The sequence below is a fragment of the Paenibacillus sp. NRS-1782 genome (assembly GCF_050467685.1).
GTDB classification, from domain to species: Bacteria; Bacillota; Bacilli; order Paenibacillales; family Paenibacillaceae; genus Paenibacillus; species Paenibacillus terrae_A.
The window spans coordinates 161,876-180,176 of record NZ_JBITPH010000018.1; the positions used below are offsets into that span (position 1 = coordinate 161,876).

Below are 18,301 nucleotides of genomic sequence, written 5' to 3' on the forward strand. Positions count from 1 at the left end.
TGTTGAGCTTCTTGATTAGTTCATAGAAAGAACAGGAAGTGGGACCAGATTATCCGATGATTGGGTCGTAAGTATATCATGGAAGTTGTCGTAGCTAGTTTCAATCATGTTGGATAGCGCCGTAACGGTATTCGAGCCGGCATGAGGCGTAACCAAAACTCTTGGATACAGCTCAATAAGCTTCTGGATCGTTGGATCGGGGAGCATTTGCCATGGGTCAAATGCTCTGAAAAATAATTCATCTTCTTTAGGGAAGACATCCGTAGCGAAGCCTTCCAGATGGTTGCTAAGCAAAGCGTCCAAAATGGCTTGGTTATCTTGTAACTCGCCACGTGAAGTATTGATTAGAATAGATCCCTTTTTCATTTTTTCTAAAAATCTGGCATTAATCATTTTGTCGTTCTGTCCCGGCAGATAGGGAACGTGCACACTGACAATATCACTCTCTGCCAGTAGTTCATCTAAAGTTGTAAATGGAATGACTTCCTTGGCTGTGTCGGATTGGTACACATCATAGCCAATAACAGATGCTCCTAAGCCTTTAAACAATTTGGCTTCCGTCAGGCCAATGCGACCGACCCCGATGATCCCAACTTTACAGTTATGGATCTCTTTGCTGAATGTATGCTCGTCCACAATGAAATTTTTGAACGAGCTTTTGGTAGTCATATAAGCTGTATGACGGAACAGCATCATGGCCAGAGTTAAGGATAGCTCCGCGATGGCATTCGGAGAGTAGGATGGCACGCGTGCGACCTTCATTCCGAATTCGCTACAGGCATCCAAATCAATGTGGTTGATTCCGACTGTTCTGGTGAAAACATATTGAATGCCGTATTCCTTAAATTTCGTGAGATTGTCTCGATTCGCGGCACAGTTTCCTCTTAGCAAAACGGCATCGTGATGCTTTGCCAATTCTGCATTGCTAGAGGTTAACAGTTCTTCTACCAACGTTAGTTGGAAGTTGTATTTATTGAGGTCATGGAAATATGGTTGTTCATAAGAACGGACACCATAGCAAATTATTTTTAACATGTTGTTTTCCCCCTGATTTAGAAAATTCCAATTTTATCGATGATATTTAGCGTGATGATCCAAACTGGAATCATGACGACAGAAGTTATAGTAGATAGAAGCGATGCATTGGATGTCAATATGGCTTCCTTGTCAAAACTGATGGCATAGGCTGCCGCTACGGTAGCTGTAGGAGTAGCCATCATAATGACAATAGTAGATAAAGCGACAGAATCGACTGACAGAATATGAGATACAGTCAACAAGGTTAGTAAAATGATGTTAATAATGGGAACAATCCAAACTTTAACTATGCTGTAATACCAAGAGGTCTTATCAGTAGCTGCCGATTTGAAGCTGATCTCACCCAATGTCGAGCCAATGGATAACCAGGCTAATGGAGAAGCTAGCCCAGCAAGGTAGGTCATGGGCTTGAACAACCAGACAGCGGTTTGATCAATTCTTAGAAAAGCGAACTGCTGAATGGCCCCATCCTCTGTAGCTACGCTCATTTGTGGCAAATAGCCCTGAAACAACCAAACTAATAAGCCTAGAAAAGTGGCGATAACAATCGTATTTAAAAACATGGTTTTGAGATTTTTAAGCTCCATTTTTAAGCCGCTCATTTTGATATAGCCATAGGAGTATAAGAAGATGCGGTAGCCTATATTAAAAATGGAACTGTACATAACTCCGGTAGGCCCATAAATGGCCCCGACAATTGGAATTCCGAAAAAAGTAGTAGAACCGAAAATAGTCAACACTCGTAAAACATCCTGTTTATCCTTGTCGTAGCTCAGGAAGAAAGGTTTTGAAATAAAGATGAGAATAATATAAATGAGAATACCCCATATCAAAACATTAATACCTTGTTTTAACATTATAGGATTAATATCCTGCATGAAAGAATTAAAGGCTAGTGCTGGTAGAGCCACGGTTAGAACAACCTTGGATAACAGCTTTCCTACTGCTGCGTTAAAAATCCCCTTCTTGCGGCAAAAAAAACCAAGAAGAATAATAAAAACGGTGGAAGCAATAGAACTGACAATTTTGTTATCTGTTAAGGTCGCTGTAATCATTTCTAGTAAAGACATAGATAAAACCCTCTCTTGTACCTTTTTTCACATATATGACTATGCAATTCCCTGATCTTTTGGCCAAAGTGTTGGTTTGCACCTTTATAGTAAAATAACTTTGTGAAAAAAAGAACAATATGTAATTAATTTAACTTATGAAACTAATTTAAAAAATTTATAGGTTACATCAGATGAGAAAATGAGAGGTACTCACCAACATACATGCTATAATGTAAATCATTAAATCCCACTTAATCAGTGGGTTAAATAGAGGAAACAAGCAGGAGGAACCTATGAATCCGATACAGCATATACTGGCCGAATTTCCGCTGATCGTGCTGGATGGCGCAATGGCTACGGAGCTGGAGCGTCACGGGCATGATCTGAACGACAGCTTATGGTCGGCTAAAATACTTCATGAGCACCCGGAGTCTATCAAGCGTGTGCATAGAGACTATTTCGAAGCGGGTGCAGACTGCGCGATCACCGCGAGCTATCAGGCTACCGTTGAAGGCTACGTCAAACGGGGGCTAAGCGAAAATGAAGCGCTGGAGTTGATTCAGTCCTCGGTACGGATATGGGGAGTCCGCCGCTGAGTGCGCCGAATGGCTGGATGAGCATGAGCAAGTGGCTGCTGTAGGTATTAATTGTACTTTGCCGCAATACATTCCATCGCTCATCCACGAAATACGCAGTCATACAGATAAACCCGTGGTGGTGTATCCCAATCTGGGGGAGGAATATGACCCGGTTACCAAGACATGGCACGGTACGAGCTGTACCGAGACGTTCGGGCAGAGTGCCCGCCAATGGTATGAAGCAGGAGCCCGTCTGCTTGGCGGCTGTTGCCGGACTCGGCCTGAGGATATCCAAGAGATTGTGGCATGGTCGAGAGATGCATAAGCAGGGCTGAGCGTAGGATGAAGAGGTAATCCATATGGGATGTCCTTCGACTGTTCTGTAAAAGTAAACAGGCTGAATCAAGTGGTTCTCCAGCGATGGAGGGGCTTGGTTCAGCCTGTCTTTTGTAATGACGACTGGGTCTTCGCATCATGCAGGTGTGACGTACAACAGCAAGGACAGCCACCCCACCGGGTACGATAAGCAAGATAAGCTCCACGAGCTCCGGTTAGCTGTCTGATAGCCGTTCCAGCAACGCATCCCCGTTCTGACTTACCCGAATATAGGCATAATGAGCGTTCTGTTCAACATTACGCCCGGTTCCTTCAGGGATGAAATAATTCTCAATACCGTACTGAATACGCGTACCATCCCATTGCCCGTTCAGAATGACCTCATGATGGGCAAGCTTTTCACCATCCTGGTACAGTCGATCAGCGATATATACTCCTTGGCTACCCGGCGTGAGAACGACTTTAACCTTGCCCCGGTTCCAATTGTCCTGCGAAAAAGGGGTAGAGATATCGTAATTCAGCATGACATAATCGCCTTGTAACAGGGAGCGAGGGTCTACAGGAGCCAGTTTGAGCTTAATGGAAGCGCCTGTGGCAAGCAGGGTTTCACTTCTCACGGTCTGATAGCCGATCACACCGAGTTGTAGCACGATGACTACGGCGATCAGCAGCGGGCTTAAGCGTATGAAGCTAAAGCTGCGGTGGTCAGCATCAAACGCTGTCTTGCCGCTATGGGCCATCCGCCGATCTGCCCACCACGTAATTCCGATTGCAATGACACCCACCAGTGCCAGCGTAAAGGACTTATACAGTAGCGTCCACAACAAATCATAGTACTTGAAGCCAATAAAAATAAACCAGAACGCTACGCTTGTGATGGCCTCCGATCTATGTTTTAGTCGGATGAAGGCAAAGACCATACCTGTAACGATAACGAAATAAAGAATGTTAGTCAGCACATAAGAGTGTGGAATGACATCCTCGAAAAAGGTCGCCCACAACATAAATAGCAGGCTGAAAAATAAGGAGCTATCCCGAAGGTGTTCCCGCGATGCCGTCTTGGGTATAAAATAACTTGCTGCATACAGCACAGCATTGACCAAGAAAAGAGCAAGGATAATGTACTCAAAGGACCAGTTCCAAGAATCCCACTCCTGAAACTGCTGAAATAGAATGGTCGCCAAGTTCAGGTTTACAAAGGTATAGGTAAAAAAGATCTGCCTTTTCCCTTTGGAGCGAAACCATCCGGCGATGGAAACGATCAAAAACAGTACCGAAAGCAACGTCATATCTGACCAGAGAATGGCTACCCAGCCTGTAATATAACTGATCGTCAGCAAGGTATAGCGTATTACAGAATCCAGCTTGGAGTCCGGAATGAGAATCATCGAGATCATCAGCAGCAACGACACACCCAACAGTACATATTCGGTGTGGTTTACATTCGTGCTTATGTTAATTAATCCGATCAGGGATATACTGCCGATCAGCACTCCGACTATCTTAATCATGCGGGAAACGGTTTTGCTGATCCATTCACCCCCGCGTTCCTCGGAAACCGCTGTTTCAGACTCCGATGCACTCATGTCCGATGTCTGTGTATCAGACTCTGCAGCATCCCGCTTTTCCTCGTTGGATAGTTCTCCATCCTCTAGCGATGATTTCCCTAAACGGTTCAAATAGCGGAAAAACCATACATTACCCGTCAGCAGCAGCGCCACAAAAATCAATCCAAAGACAAAGAACAGCGATGAAGAGTATGCTTCCGCCAACTCAATAAATTTAAAGACAGCAAAAGCGGAGGCCGCCAATGCATTCAAGGTGAGCAGCGTTTTACTCAGTCGGACCTTGATAAACACATAAAATCCAATAGTGATTACAGCGATACAGGGTATGTTCATAATGAGACCATATCCATCCAATGCAAAAGAGTTAGTCATCGTCAGCACGGCAATATGGAAAACGATAAAGCTCATATATTTCAGCGGTCCAGAGTTTGGGCGATGGAGGAACGTCAATAGAAACAACACCAGATTGACCAGTGCGAACACTCCGGCTATGGACAGCGATTCCAGTTCGCTATAAGGCGTGCTTTGCATCGTAGGGTAAAAGTAGAACCACAAGGCGAGATGAATCAGCACATAAGACAGCATATAAAAAGGATTGTAGCGGGTAATGCAGCTTAGCAGCAAAGCCGGAACCGACCAGATTAAAAATAACCCGTAACTATCCGCGTGAGAATTGTATATTTGACCGAGCAACGCCACGGAAACGCCAAAGGCTATACAGCCTGCCACCAGAAATATATTTGACAGAAAGGCTTGCTGACTGGGAACAGCGCGTACACGTGCAAATACAAAGGACAAGCCATAGAACAGAACGATAAGCGCAGCAGCCAGCACAATCTTGGCCGTCCGATCCAGCCCACCCCAATTGGAGGCGAAAAAATAAATAATCGCGGCCAGTACCAGTGAGATGCCCAGCAGATAGCCCATACGTATCGCATTGAATCGCAGCATTCGTTTCACGTCCCTTTCCTGTTGGTTTGATGCCTATTATAGCGTTGAAAGGGCTAAGAACCAAATCGGAATTAGGATCAGGTCATAAAAAAAGGAGAACCACCGTATACGATTGTTCTCCTGTATCGCTGCTGAACTCCATGCCAGCATACCCATGCTATTATCCATATGCTGTTTTTCCACACCTGCCCCGCCTCGCTACATGCTAAGCGTTGGTGTGTGGAACTCTTGCCGGGCTTGATGCCGGAACCGATGCTCACGCGGCGGAATCCCGGCCGTTTTCTTAAATGCCTTGGAAAAGGTAGACATATCCGTGTAGCCGATGGACTGGGCAATGATCGACAAATTGTAAGTCGTTTGCTCCAGCAATCTTTTGGCCTCATTGATTTTGAGGTTTTGCAAATACTTGGCGGGGGAAATCAGGAAGGTGGAATGGAATTTGCGTGAAAAATGCGCGCGATCCACACCTACATGCTCGGCAATCTGTTCAATCGTAATGCGGTCACAATAGTGCATATCAATGTAATTTTTCCCCTGTTGTAGCCAATAGCCCGAGCATACAGAATTGCGCAGTGTGTCCGATGTGTTGCGGGACAGCTCCTCGAAAATCTGGTGTAGTGTAATGAGACGCGAGAGATCGCTGTCACGTCTGCTGTTGTCATTTACAATGGAAAACAAATTCGATATGAGTCCAGTGACTTCCTCGCTTACTGCGTTGGCCAAAAAAGGCGTACAGGGATTAATCCCGATTCGCTCCAGCAGCGCAAGGGATTTGGGTCCCTCAAAAGCAATCCATACCTTTTGTAGCGGGTTCTCCTGATCCGTGTAATATTCATGTGCAAGATGCGGGAAGAAGCAGAACAGGTCGGACCTTTGCACATGATATTTCTTTTGCTTATAAATAAATTCAGCCTGACCGTCAAGCACAAAAATTAAATAGAAATAAGGCACAGCCTTGGGGCCGACATGACAGCTGCTCTTGGAAATATCCATACCGAGCCTGACTGGCCATATCGCGCTGGATTTTTCCAATTCAGTAGCTGTGAAATAATGGTCTTCCACGATGTCGAAGTGATCTTCGTTCTTTACTCTTTTCACAACAATGTCACCTCTCCTTTGGTGGAGATAAGGGGGTTTTGATTTTATTGTATATAAAGGAATGTATAATTACAAGTTAATTCATTGGAATTAAGGGTTATAAATTCAAAACTTCTGTATAACCCACCGATGGAGGACACGGTCCTGAACCAGTTGACGGATTGGGCTATACGGGAAACATAAAGTATAATATCCCGATAGGCATAACAAAAGCTCCATGGCTGGTTTGAGACAAGCCGTGGAGCTTTTTAGGTTGTGAGGTTTATACGTTCAGGATTCCTTCTTTTGGAATAACGTTAAAGGCTTTAGCCAGATCCGCCAATTCCTGATCCGTAATCCGCTGCTGGATATCATGATTAGCAATGAGCATATAAATTTGCGCCGCTTTTTCAATCGTTTCAATCAGGCCAAACGCTTCATCAATGGAGCTGCCTGTTCCGAAAATACCGTGATGAGGCCATAATACGGCGTGATGATCCTTCATTTTTTTGGCCGTTTCGCGACCGATTTCGCTGGAGCCCGGTACCATCCAAGGGATTACGCCGATACCGTCTGGAAAGACGACAATACATTCGGTACACATTTCCCATAGCGTTTTGGTGAACTGGTTTTCGTCCAGACTATGAATGAAGGTCATGGCAATGACATGGGTGGCATGATTATGAATCACAACACGATGGTTAGGATCGACCTTCAAGCGCTCAATGTGGCTCATAAAATGAGATGGCAATTCGCTGGTAGGTACTGCGTCATGCTTGAGGCCCCACAAGACCTCCAATTGCTCGCCATCCTGCGAGACACGAAGGACGCCTAAATTGGCTTCTGGATCGGAGATTACATTTTTAAAATACTTGCCTGATCCGGTGACGATAAAATATTTGCCTGCCAGTTCATTCACAGGAAAAGCAGGTTTGATCGTACGAATAACATGCTGGATATCAAGATATTTAGCTACCTCTACTTCATCCAAAATATAACTGACATTCCCTCCGTTACGCTCATCCCAGCCGAATTTCCACATGTTTTGCGTAATTTCCGCCATCTCGCGGACGAATGGAATTTCCAGCTCCGATTTCCGTTCTTTATGATTCTCCAGTACAGTAGTCATGGGTGATCTCTCCCTTTGGATGTTTTAAACATACAAACATACAAGCTTATACATGCGGTAATTACCGTTTTAGCAGTACCTGTTGTTCATAGTTTTTTGCTTCGGCAAGCCATTCTTCACGAACGGGGACACCGTTTTGAGCGCAATAGTAATCCCATACGGCCCCGAACGGATATGATTTGAATTCTTCAACAAGGGCAAGGCGAGTGGTAAAGTCCCGTTCCTCTTCCGCCTGCTTCAATGCTTCAATCGGTTCCAGCATGGCGCGAAGCAGCGCTTTGATCGTGTTGCGTGTTCCGATGACCCATGCAGCCACATGATTGATGCTGCCGTCAAAGAAATCAAGGCCGATATGGGTTCGGGTAAGCAATTGTCCGCGAACCAGCTCACGAGCAATGTCGAGCAATTCGTCGTCCATGGTGACCACATGGTCGCTGTCCCAACGAACCGGTCTGCTGACGTGGAGCAATAATTGATCGGTGAACATCAGCACGGAAGACAGTTTATTTGAAATGACCTCAGTCGGATGGAAGTGACCGGAATCGAGACAAATGGATTTACCCCGCGTCAGTGCATAACCCATATAGAATTCATGCGAGCCGACGACATAGCTTTCTGAACCGATACCGAACAGCTTGCTTTCAACCGCGTCTATGTTGTATTCTTCACTGATTTTTTCGCTGAAAATCTCGTCCAGAGAATCCCGCAGCCGCTCTCTTGGAGCCAAGCGGTCAATCGGGGTATCCTTGTAACCATCCGGCATCCAGTGGTTGGTAACACATGGCTGACCGAGTTCTTTTCCAAAATGCTCTGCAATCCTGCGCGATTTTTTGCAGTGTGTGATCCAGAAGTTGCGAATTTCCGGGTCCTTATGGCTTAGCGTGAAGCCGTCTTCCGCTTTGGGATGGGAAAACAAGGTGGGGTTAAAATCAAGTCCGAGTCCCTGCTGTTTGGCCCAGTCTACCCAGTTCTGAAAATGGCGCGGCTCCAATTGATCCAGATCCACTTGTTCTGTAGTATCCGCATAGATGGCATGCAGATTGACCTTGTGTTGACCCGGAATGAGCGACAGGGCTTTCTCTAAATCCTGACGCAATTCATCCGGTGTACCTGCTCTACCCGGGTAGCTGCCCGTTACAGCGATGCCCCCGCTAAGCTGTTTGTCTTTGAACAGGAATCCCTGAACATCATCTCCCTGCCAGCAGTGTAATGATATTTTAATCTCTGAAAGCTTCCGTAAAACGTCATCCACCTGAATACCGTGGCGGGCATACAGCTTTTTCGCTTCGTTATAACTGGCTTCAATGGCTTGATTCATGAGTTTACTCCTTTATCGAGATATCTGAAATAGAGGACGCTGTTTGCTTCCTGAGATTTTCCCAGCGTTCCAGAACTTCTTCCAGTCCATCCACTGTCCTCGGCTGATATAACTGAGTCGGGAAGGATTGGGCAATGACGCTGCCAGCAGCCTGGAGATCCTCAAGAGCACCAGTGCTGATGAGCTGTACGACAATATTACCGATGGCCGTCGATTCGGAAGGTCCAGCGTGAACCTCAATCCCCAAAAGATCGGCTGTTAGCTGACACAGCAATTCGTTATTAGCGCCTCCGCCGACAATGTGCAATTGGGTAACCGTTTCGTCTGTTAAACGCTGTAGCTCATGTAAGGCATCCCGGTAGCTCAAGGCCAGACTGTCGAAAATACAGCGGGCGAGCGAACCCGGTGTCCCGGGAATAGGTTGCCCTGTTTCCTCGCAGAATCGTTGAATTTCAAGAGTCATGCTATCCGGGTTTAAAAATGCGGGCAGATTGCAGAGAACGAGACTGGCAAAAGGCGTTTCTGCCGAAGCCAGTTGGGCCAATTCGGCAAAGCTAAGAGCGGAACCGCCCTCTCTTCTAACCTCCTGAATCATCCATAGGCCCATAATGTTTTTCAGAAAACGGTACGTATCGTAAGCTCCCCACTCATTGGTGTAGTTCGCCTGCATGGCGGCCTTGGTATTCAAGGCTTGTTGCCGCTCCATCCCCAGAAGTGACCACGTTCCGCTGCTAATATAGGCCCACGATTCTTCCCGCTTCGACGGAACACCCGCCACAGCCGAGGCTGTATCGTGTGTAGGCACGACAATGAGCTGGCAGTCTGGAAGATCGTGCTGCTGAACAAGCTCCGGTAAGATTGCACCCAGAGTCTGACCAGGCTTGGTAAGCGCTGCAAATTGATTACGGCGAAGCTGGAGCAGGGACAATAGTTCTTCATCCAACTCCCGGGTATTCACATTTAAAAGCTGCATGGTAGATGCATTCGTCGTTTCATTCATCATGATGCCCGTAAGGCGGTAGTACAGATAATCGGGAACCATTAATATTTTATCCGCTTGGGCGAGCTGCTCCCGATCATGAACGAACAGCTGATACAGCGTGTTAAAATTCAGCTCCTGAATGCCTGTCTTCTCATATACATTTTCTCTGCTTATGAGCTGGTGCAGCTTGTCGGGTGCATGAAGGGTACGTGCATCGCGATAGGCGTAGATATCATGAATGCGACGACCTTCTTGATCGAGCAGGACGTAATCTACAGCCCATGTATCTATGCCGAGCGTACAGGAATGAATCCCCTTCTGTTTGGCTTTTTGCAGTCCTTTTATGATCTCGTCAAACAGATCATCGACATTCCAGTAATCATGTCCGTCCCTTTCCGTAAAGGAGTTGCCGAACCTGTGAAGCTCTTCCAAGTGAAGCTGGCCACCTTGCAGGGTTGCACTTACGAGCCTTCCGCTTGAAGCCCCAATATCAACAGCAAGATAGTTATCCATATAAAATCTCCTTACGTGGGTGAAGTCCCGGCAGTCGAAGCTCCTGCCTCTTTACATCTTATATAATTCAATACTACTTCCGTTTTTCTGTGTAGTCAACACAAACGGAAATATAATGTATGGTTTTATTTTTGTTTTTCAAATTATAAATAAAATATAATGTTGTTTGTGTGGTTTTATGTGCATTAATATCCGTTTTCTACAATATATGTGCCTTAATCGGAGGGATACGCTGTTTTGTAATGTTCGAATTGTGGAATGTTATTCAAATGCCGCTGTCTGTATGAAATATAGTCTTGAAACCGCCCGCCAGAGGGTGTAGTATACAAGATATCAATTTCATATGACTCGTATAATATTGGGGATATGGCCCAAAAGTTTCTACCGGACGACCACTGTAATCGTCCGACTATGAGTGATAGCGCATCGGCTTCGGATGAAATGCGGGCATTTATTTGTGCGCTCATCCGTCAGGGACTACAACCCCAGGACAGGCTTCACTTGAGAAACAACTCAAGAGAGCCTGTCCTTTTTTTGGTTTTGGCAGGTTTTATTCTATTTTAAAGTAAAGAAGGAGCGATACCCACAATCATGAAAGTTTTGGAGGAACGTATTCGTCAAGAGGGACAGATTTTATCCGACACGGTATTAAAGGTAGATTCATTTTTGAACCATCAGGTAGATACAGCATTGGCGCTGGAGATTGGTAAGGAGTTTGCACGTCTTTTCGGTGGTGCTCCCATTACGAAGGTGCTTACAATTGAAGCAAGCGGCATTCAGTTTGCCATGGCTACAGCCATTGCATTGGGTGTACCGTTCATCTATGCGAAGAAAAAGAAGGCAATCACGCTGAACGAGCAGGTATACTTCGCTGAGGTCCACTCGTTTACACGGCAGGAAACCTATCAGGTGAGTATTTCCCAAAAATATCTCGATGCCAGCGACCATGTGCTGATCGTGGATGACTTTCTGGCGACTGGCGCAGCATTGGTCGGACTTACGGATATTGTGAAGGAAGCAGGAGCGGAGCTGGCCGGGGTCGGCTGCGTGATTGAAAAGAGCTTTCAGGAAGGCCGTGGACTGCTGGAGCAAAGAGGTATTGCCGTACGCTCTCTTGCGCGTATCGCTTCCATGGCACCGGGCGAGGTTCATTTTATAGAAGAAGCGGGTGCAGTGATTCCTTCCGTTAAGGAGAATGTGGGATGCTAAGCAAACAAAAGTTATTCGCGCTGGGCTTCCAGCATGTGATGGCGATGTATGCCGGAGCGATTGCCGTACCTCTGATTGTAGGGGGAGCATTGCACCTGACGCCAGCCCAAATGGCCTATCTGGTAGCTGCGGATCTGTTCACCTGCGGGATTGCCACGTTGTTGCAGATTATGGGCACTCGGTTTTTCGGCAGTCGATTGCCTGTCATTTTAGGCTGTACGTTTACGGCGGTGGGGCCGATTATCGCGATTGCGTCGACCTCGAATTTGGCGACCGCGTACGGAGCCATTATTTTATCCGGTATATTCGTGGTGCTCGCGGCACCGCTGTATGGCAAGCTGCTACGCTTTTTCCCGACGGTGGTTACGGGTTCGGTGGTTACGATTATCGGCTTGTCCCTCATTCCGGTGGCGATGAATAATGTAGCCGGGGGTCAGGGCAGCGCAGATTTTGGACAGCCGCGTAATTTGCTGCTGGCGTTAGTTACTTTGCTGGTTATTCTGTTCGTGAATCGGTTGGCCAAAGGCTTTTTGCGCTCGATTTCTGTGCTCATCGGTTTGTTTGCAGGCACGGTGGTCGCTTATGCGATGGGGATGGTACATTTTGCTCCAGTGGCGCAAGCGTCTTGGGTGAGTGTTGCGCAGCCGTTTTATTTTGGTAAGCCTGAGTTTAGCATTATGGCAGTATGTACGATGATTATCGTTAATATTGTCAGCATGGTCGAGTCTACGGGCGTTTACTTGGCGGTAGGCAAGGCGATTGATCAAAAGGTGGAGCAGAAGCAAATCGTCAATGGTTTGCGCTCTGAAGGACTTGCGATTATGCTCGGGGGTATTTTCAATGCGTTTCCTTACACGGCTTTCTCGCAAAATGTAGGTCTGATTTCGCTGACACGTGTCAAGTCGCGGAACGTTATTTTTGCTGCGGGTGGTATTATGGTTGTTCTTGGTCTGTTGCCCAAACTGGCCGCCTTAACGACAGTGATTCCTAATGCTGTGCTGGGCGGGGCGATGATCGTTATGTTCGGTTCGGTTGCTGCATCGGGCATGTCTATTTTGTCAGAAGTGGACTTGAGGAAGGAAAGCAATCTGCTGATCGCGGCATGTAGCATTGCGGTGGGCCTCGGCTCTGCCGTGCTGCCCCAAATGTTCGACCAACTGCCGAGCTTTGCCAAAATGCTGCTGCAAAATGGTATCGTATCTGGCTCGATTACGGCGATTGTCTTGAATATTGTTTTAACGAAAAAACAGGGCGAATCGGTCAAAGGCGGGACGGTGTCAGAGGTTCCGCAGAAGGTTTAACGATTAGGGTTAGGTAAAGACAGCCGGAGAGAGGACGTAAGCCTCTTTTTCCGGCTGTTTGGTATGGAGCTATTCAGAATGAATTATTTGTTCAGCAGCATGAAGTTATTAATAAAACCCTCTTCCTGTATGAAGATCGGGGTTTGGATTTTTGATGTGAAATCATAATAGTACACGCCGCGCCCTTCCTCCTGATTTTTCTGGGAGGCGCTGCCTAGATAGTAGATACCCTTGCCGTCCGGGGACATATAGATAAAGCTGCGAGACGAAATGGGTAGCTCTAATTTGGTGCGTTTGCCCGTTGCGATATCGACAAGACTATACTCGGGGTTTCCGTGATTAATGAAACGGGCAGTTACCAGAAGTAACTGATCATTACTGCTAGACATGGACAGGATTTGTTCGTTCTTTAGTGTAATGATAGGCCGTTCTTGTTTGGTGTTGGTATTGATTTCTGTAACCTTGTAGTTTGCCGGCGTTGTAAATGTATTCTTTTTTGATGCAATGTCTGACCGTTTATCTTGCTCTTTCTCTGAAAATTGTGTATTGTAAATTGTTTTTTTTTCAGGATTATAAGATATAGACCAGGTGTGCTTATCCTGATTTTCATCATGCATAAATTGCATTGTATGAGTTGACTTATTGTAGAAAATAGTTTTAAGTGTACGTTCTCCTTTTTTGACAGCAGCCAGAACGAGTGGACCTTCTGGAGTCGTTGGTACGATACGATTAATGGCAAACAAATTATCAGAAAGTTGTTCAGTTTTTTTTGAATTCAAATCGTATGAAAATAACTGATCTCCCTTATCGCCAACATCGGCAGAATAATAAATCTTGTGATCAGGTAATGACACTACAGAAAGTGGATATTGAGAGGTGTAAGGAACATCGGCCATCTTCGTCATTTTTTTGCTGCTCAAATCATACGTCATGACCCGCATAACCATACCTTTATCTGTATTTTTCCCATTCACATATTCTGTATAGGTCATGGATAGATATAGGCTTTGTTCGAGTGGAGCTGACTTTTCGCCTGATTGGATTTGTTTCAATGGATTTGATTCTGCTGCTGGAGTAGAAGATGGAGAGCAGGCAGATAATAGTGCTGGAACGAGCAAGGAAATTATAATTAAGCGAATGCCGCTTGTTTTCAAAGGGATACATCCTTTCTGAGATGAGGGATTTACTGATTGAATATTGACAATTTAAATAGGGAAAAGGACAGGGCGTAAGCCCTATCCTTCTTTCATATGAAGATATTAGAATGTATAAAAATATCTTCCAGAAAATGAGAGGGATGAACTCCATGTCAAGCCTAAATCTTGCACGCCAGTTTTCCAAATATCAATAACAGCATCCGGCAGACTTCCATTGTCAGCCTTAGTGAAATCATGGACATTATTGTTGTCAATATTTCTTACAGAAATTTTTGTTGCAAACTCTGGATTATCAATAGCCCCTTTTGTTGCACAGTCGCCTCTTTTTAGTGAATTGGAATTTTCACCAGTTGAGTCCGTAAAGTTTGTCCCTCTACCTGTGCCTTGAACCTTGCCGCTCGATTTTCCGGTAATGACGATTTCATTATTATGTGATCCGTATGTATAAGTCCCTGGTGCTTTGCGTGTTCCGCGTGGCAGTGCCTGAAGTGAAACATTATTAGTAGTAATGGAATTTTCCTTTTGCTCAGGCAAGATAATATCTTTGATATAACCTTCACCATCATAAATTACTTTTAAACCAGGCTGAGGGTCAGGGTTATCAATATGATATACCGGCAGTGATTTAGCTTCTTCTTTGATTTCTTTAATCAGTGCTTCTTCTTTTTCTAGCTCAATTTGTTGTTCAGCAGTGAGTGGAGCAATAGCAGCTAGAGATTTTTGTGGTTCAGGCACAGGAGTTCCTTTTTCTAATACAACCATGTTATTGTTCTCATCATATTGGATGATTGTACCTGCTAACATTTGGTCAGGGATTTTTTCTCCTTTCTCGGCATGAGAGATTGCTGGACTGACGACCCCCCAAGAGATGAATAATGTTGCAGCCAGAATTGCTTGTGGTAGAAACTTTACTTTCATACAAAGCGCCCCCTTGAAAAATTTGTAAATCCATAGATAGCATAAATGAGCTTACAAACTATGTCAACCTTTTAATGGAATATATGAATATATTTATCTATATTTTGTGTCTGCAAGAGTCCATTAGTCGGATATGAACTACATTTATTGACAGCCTTGCATTGAAAATCCATTTTCTTGATTCTCGCCGTATCGTTTAAATTTAAAATATTGCGCATGTCTATTTTGTTAGAGGTGGATTTGCAGAAGGAAAGCAATCTGCTGATCGCGGCATGTAGCATTGCGGTGGGCCTCGGCTCTGTCGTGCTGCCCCAAATGTTTGACCAACTGCCGAGCTTTGCCAAAATGCTGCTGCAAAACGGTATCGTATCCGGCTCGATTACGGCGATTGTCTTGAATATCGTTTTAACGAAAAAACAGGGCGAATGGGTCAAAGGCGGGAAGGTGTCAGAGGTTCCGCAGAAGGTTTAACGATTAGGATTAGATAAAGACCGCGGGAGAGAGGACGTAAGCCTATTTTTCCGGCTTTTTGGCATAGAGTTATTGATAAAACCCCCTTCCTGTATGAAGATCGGGGTTTGAGATTCTATTAGAAGAATTTGCTAGAGTGATAGGCGAGGTCATGGTATAATCTACCTTATGGATTTTGAATAGTGGTGGATGTTTTCAGACCACGGCGCAGCTTCCCGAAAGGGGGTGAAGCCGATGGTCAACCTTGTGTCGTGCTACGATGTGTTGCGTTGGATGGTTACGTTACTAAGCCTGGTGTTTAGTATTCGTAAACTTTATCGCTGGCTACGTCGGAAATTTCGGAACAAGCGAAAACCCACCGTGTAATTAGGTTAGGCGCCTAACGGTGGGTTTAGCTACGCATTTAGCGCGCCGTGATGATCCACAGCCTTTCAAGTCCTAAGAGTCTTTGCCGTTGGTAGCGGCGAAGGCTCTTTTTAGTATACGGACACGGTGGTTATCTCTATACCTAATTTTATCACGTCCATTGCGTGCATGCAACGCAAAGTCATAGCCTTGATCCTTGCCGTATCGTTTAAATTTAAAATATTGCGCAGCATTTGTTGACAAGCCTGTAACAACAAAATAAGATAGTCCTAATTCGTAATATAGAGGAATAAAGGAAGAAAACAGGTGTGAACCGGACTTTCCACTTACAGGGTTTCGCTGAAATCATGTAGATGGCTGTTGTGCGTGTTCACTTAAAAGGGAAGTTCGGTAGATTCCGACACGGACCCGCCACTGTATACAGGCATCAGCAGGGAATTGCTGTAGCTTTCAGAACAGCCACTGGAACTGTGAGGAACCGGGAAGGCCTGAGAGATAAGCCTGAAGTCAGGAGACCTGCCTGTTTTAACATCACTGTCAGACCCACGGGATGCTGGGGAGGTGGTTAGGCGTGCTGCATACAGAATGTCTGAAACCGATCCGATCCCCTTGTTTTTAGAGGGTGAAGAGGGTGAGCTTAGGCATTTGATAATGAAAGCATTTCTGACTGCTGATCAAGCGGTCGGGGATGCTTTTTTTTGCGCTAGGTATTTGTGAATGACAAGACAGAGGGGGAGTCAATAGAATGATAAGCAATCGTAAAAAGCGTTCATGGTTTATATGTACAGGGGTGATGCTGCTGCTGGCAGTTATGGCTCTGGGGGGATGCTCGACAACTAGTAAGACGGCGGATAGCCCCAGCAAGGGCGAGAACACATCCACACAACAGGCTACAGCAGATAAGAAACTGGTGATGGCGTATACGTGGAAACCGTCGGGCGTTGACCCGCACGGAGACAATAGCTGGGATGTCATGCGGTCCGGCGCAGGTGAGACACTTGTCCGTTTGAATGAAAAGCTGGAGCCAGTGGCTTGGCTGGCCAAGGAATGGAAGCAGGACAGTCCCACAGTTTGGACGTTCGGCTTGCAGGATAAGGTCACTTTTCATGACGGAAAGAGTATGGACGCGGAAAGTGTGAAAGCTTCCCTGCTGCGCTCCATCGAGAAAAGCCATTTGGCAAAGGATTTGCTAGACGTAAAGTCGATTGATGTAACTGGGCCGCTGGCGTTGAAAATCACGACTAACCAGCCCAATTCAGCGCTGGTGTCCAATCTGGCTGATCCATCGACGATTGTGCTGGATGTAGCGTCTATGAAGGATGAGCAGAGCTACCCTGCGATGACAGGTGCTTTTAAAATTAAAGCGTTCAACAAGGATCAGTCCTTGGTCGTAGAGCGTTATGACGGATATTGGGGCGAGAAGGCCCGGCTGGCTGAAGCAACGATGAAGTTCATTACGGACGGCAATTCACGCCTGTTGGCGCTGCAATCTGGCGAAGTAGATGTAGCGACTGATATTCCGGTGGATAACGCGGAGGTATTAAAAAAGAACGATAAGCTGCAAGTGCTGTCGGCTCCCTCTTTGCGCACTCATATGATCGTGTATAACATGGAGTCGCCTGTGTTCAAGGATGCCGCGAACCGCAAAGTAGTGGACAGCCTGATACCACGTGCATCCATTGTGAGTGCGATCATGAGAGGCTATGGTACGGAGGCAAGCAGCCCATTCCCGAGCATTCTCCCCTTCGGCAAGGTGGAACGTAAAGTGCTGGACGGAACGGCAGGGCAGTTGTTGACGAAGGACGGCTGGCAAAAGGATGCCCAAGGTACATGGACCAAGCAGGGCAAGCCGTTCGAGGTTACATTGCTGACCTTCCCTCAGCGTCCAGAGCTTTCGGTCATGGCTGAGGTGATTCAGAGCCAACTGCTGAAAGAGGGCATCCAGGTGAAGATTCGCAAGGTGGAAAATATCGACGGGGCGCTAACCAAAAACGATTGGGATTTTGCCATGTACAGTATGCTGACTGCCCATACGGGGGAGCCGCAATATTTTATGGACATGTTTTATTCCTCTAAAAGCGAGGCCAATGTAAGCCGTTATAGTTCCAAACCGCTGGAGAACCTCCTTGGCAGCTTGAAGCTGGCAAAGGATACAGCACAGCGTAATGCCGTGACATTGCAAGCGCTGGATATCATTAATACCGATTTGCCGCAGTCGTTTATTGTTCACCCTGATAATGTATTTGGGGTGAAAAAAGGGGTAGAGGGCTTTACACCGCATCCGATTGAGTATTACTACATTACGGCGCAATCCGATATTGCGGAATAACGGACTGG

Annotated in this window: 12 protein-coding genes, 2 pseudogenes and 2 riboswitches; of the genes and pseudogenes, 5 read left to right on the forward strand and 9 right to left on the reverse strand. The window is 45.9% G+C overall.

Annotation, left to right across the window (positions count from 1 at the left end; all coding sequences use genetic code 11):
- Positions 1–15: 15 nt before the first annotated feature.
- Positions 16–1,035, reverse strand: coding sequence for a 2-hydroxyacid dehydrogenase (locus tag ACIFQM_RS07900; protein ID WP_430044301.1), 1,020 nt, complete (start codon positions 1,033–1,035; stop codon positions 16–18).
- A 17-nt stretch (positions 1,036–1,052) separates the two neighbouring features.
- The gene (locus ACIFQM_RS07905) at positions 1,053–2,108 is read right to left on the reverse strand and encodes an AEC family transporter (protein ID WP_430044300.1); all 1,056 of its coding nucleotides are present in this window, start codon (positions 2,106–2,108) and stop codon (positions 1,053–1,055) included.
- Between the two features lie 275 nt (positions 2,109–2,383).
- Here ACIFQM_RS07905 and ACIFQM_RS07910 point away from each other — a divergent pair.
- Positions 2,384–2,993: pseudogene (locus ACIFQM_RS07910) on the forward strand (homocysteine S-methyltransferase).
- Positions 2,994–3,219: 226 nt separating this feature from the next.
- Here the strand turns inward: ACIFQM_RS07910 and ACIFQM_RS07915 are convergent.
- The 5 genes from ACIFQM_RS07915 to rhaB all read right to left on the reverse strand — a co-directional run bounded on the left by ACIFQM_RS07915 (position 3,220) and on the right by rhaB (position 10,542).
- Entirely contained in the window at positions 3,220–5,523 is a 2,304-nt protein-coding gene (locus tag ACIFQM_RS07915) for a GDYXXLXY domain-containing protein (protein WP_430044346.1), read from the reverse strand.
- A 198-nt stretch (positions 5,524–5,721) separates the two neighbouring features.
- The gene (locus ACIFQM_RS07920) at positions 5,722–6,621 is read right to left on the reverse strand and encodes a helix-turn-helix domain-containing protein (protein ID WP_430046996.1); all 900 of its coding nucleotides are present in this window, start codon (positions 6,619–6,621) and stop codon (positions 5,722–5,724) included.
- A 262-nt stretch (positions 6,622–6,883) separates the two neighbouring features.
- Positions 6,884–7,729: a rhamnulose-1-phosphate aldolase gene (gene rhaD / locus ACIFQM_RS07925; protein ID WP_430041711.1), complete on the reverse strand. Its 846-nt coding sequence runs from the start codon at positions 7,727–7,729 to the stop codon at positions 6,884–6,886.
- A gap of 61 nt (positions 7,730–7,790) precedes the next feature.
- Positions 7,791–9,047, reverse strand: coding sequence for an L-rhamnose isomerase (gene rhaA / locus ACIFQM_RS07930; RefSeq protein WP_430041710.1), 1,257 nt, complete (start codon positions 9,045–9,047; stop codon positions 7,791–7,793).
- Positions 9,048–9,051: 4 nt separating this feature from the next.
- A complete protein-coding gene (gene rhaB / locus ACIFQM_RS07935) occupies positions 9,052–10,542 on the reverse strand; it encodes a rhamnulokinase (protein ID WP_430041709.1) in 1,491 nt (496 codons plus the stop codon).
- Between the two features lie 328 nt (positions 10,543–10,870).
- Positions 10,871–10,974: riboswitch (purine riboswitch) on the forward strand.
- A 159-nt stretch (positions 10,975–11,133) separates the two neighbouring features.
- On the opposite strand from rhaB, the gene ACIFQM_RS07940 reads away from it, so the two are divergent.
- On the forward strand, positions 11,134–11,751 hold the full coding sequence (locus tag ACIFQM_RS07940; RefSeq protein ID WP_134911889.1) for a xanthine phosphoribosyltransferase: 618 nt from the start codon (positions 11,134–11,136) through the stop codon (positions 11,749–11,751).
- Positions 11,745–13,052 (forward strand): nucleobase:cation symporter-2 family protein, encoded by a 1,308-nt coding sequence (locus ACIFQM_RS07945; protein WP_430041707.1) that lies wholly within the window; start codon positions 11,745–11,747, stop codon positions 13,050–13,052. Before ACIFQM_RS07940 ends, ACIFQM_RS07945 begins: the two co-directional genes overlap by 7 nt.
- An 83-nt stretch (positions 13,053–13,135) precedes the next feature.
- Here the strand turns inward: ACIFQM_RS07945 and ACIFQM_RS07950 are convergent, their stop codons facing one another.
- Both ACIFQM_RS07950 and ACIFQM_RS07955 read right to left on the reverse strand, forming a co-directional pair.
- Entirely contained in the window at positions 13,136–14,206 is a 1,071-nt protein-coding gene (locus tag ACIFQM_RS07950; RefSeq protein ID WP_430065225.1) for a hypothetical protein, read from the reverse strand.
- Between the two features lie 105 nt (positions 14,207–14,311).
- Positions 14,312–15,127: a hypothetical protein gene (locus ACIFQM_RS07955; protein WP_430065227.1), complete on the reverse strand. Its 816-nt coding sequence runs from the start codon at positions 15,125–15,127 to the stop codon at positions 14,312–14,314.
- A gap of 216 nt (positions 15,128–15,343) precedes the next feature.
- On the opposite strand from ACIFQM_RS07955, the pseudogene ACIFQM_RS07960 reads away from it, so the two are divergent.
- Both ACIFQM_RS07960 and ACIFQM_RS07965 read left to right on the forward strand, forming a co-directional pair.
- Positions 15,344–15,598: pseudogene (locus tag ACIFQM_RS07960) on the forward strand (purine permease); the annotation flags it as partial.
- 706 nt (positions 15,599–16,304) lie between these two features.
- Positions 16,305–16,502: riboswitch (cobalamin riboswitch) on the forward strand.
- Positions 16,503–16,709: 207 nt separating this feature from the next.
- A complete protein-coding gene (locus tag ACIFQM_RS07965) occupies positions 16,710–18,293 on the forward strand; it encodes an ABC transporter substrate-binding protein (RefSeq protein ID WP_430065229.1) in 1,584 nt (527 codons plus the stop codon).
- Positions 18,294–18,301: the final 8 nt, after the last annotated feature.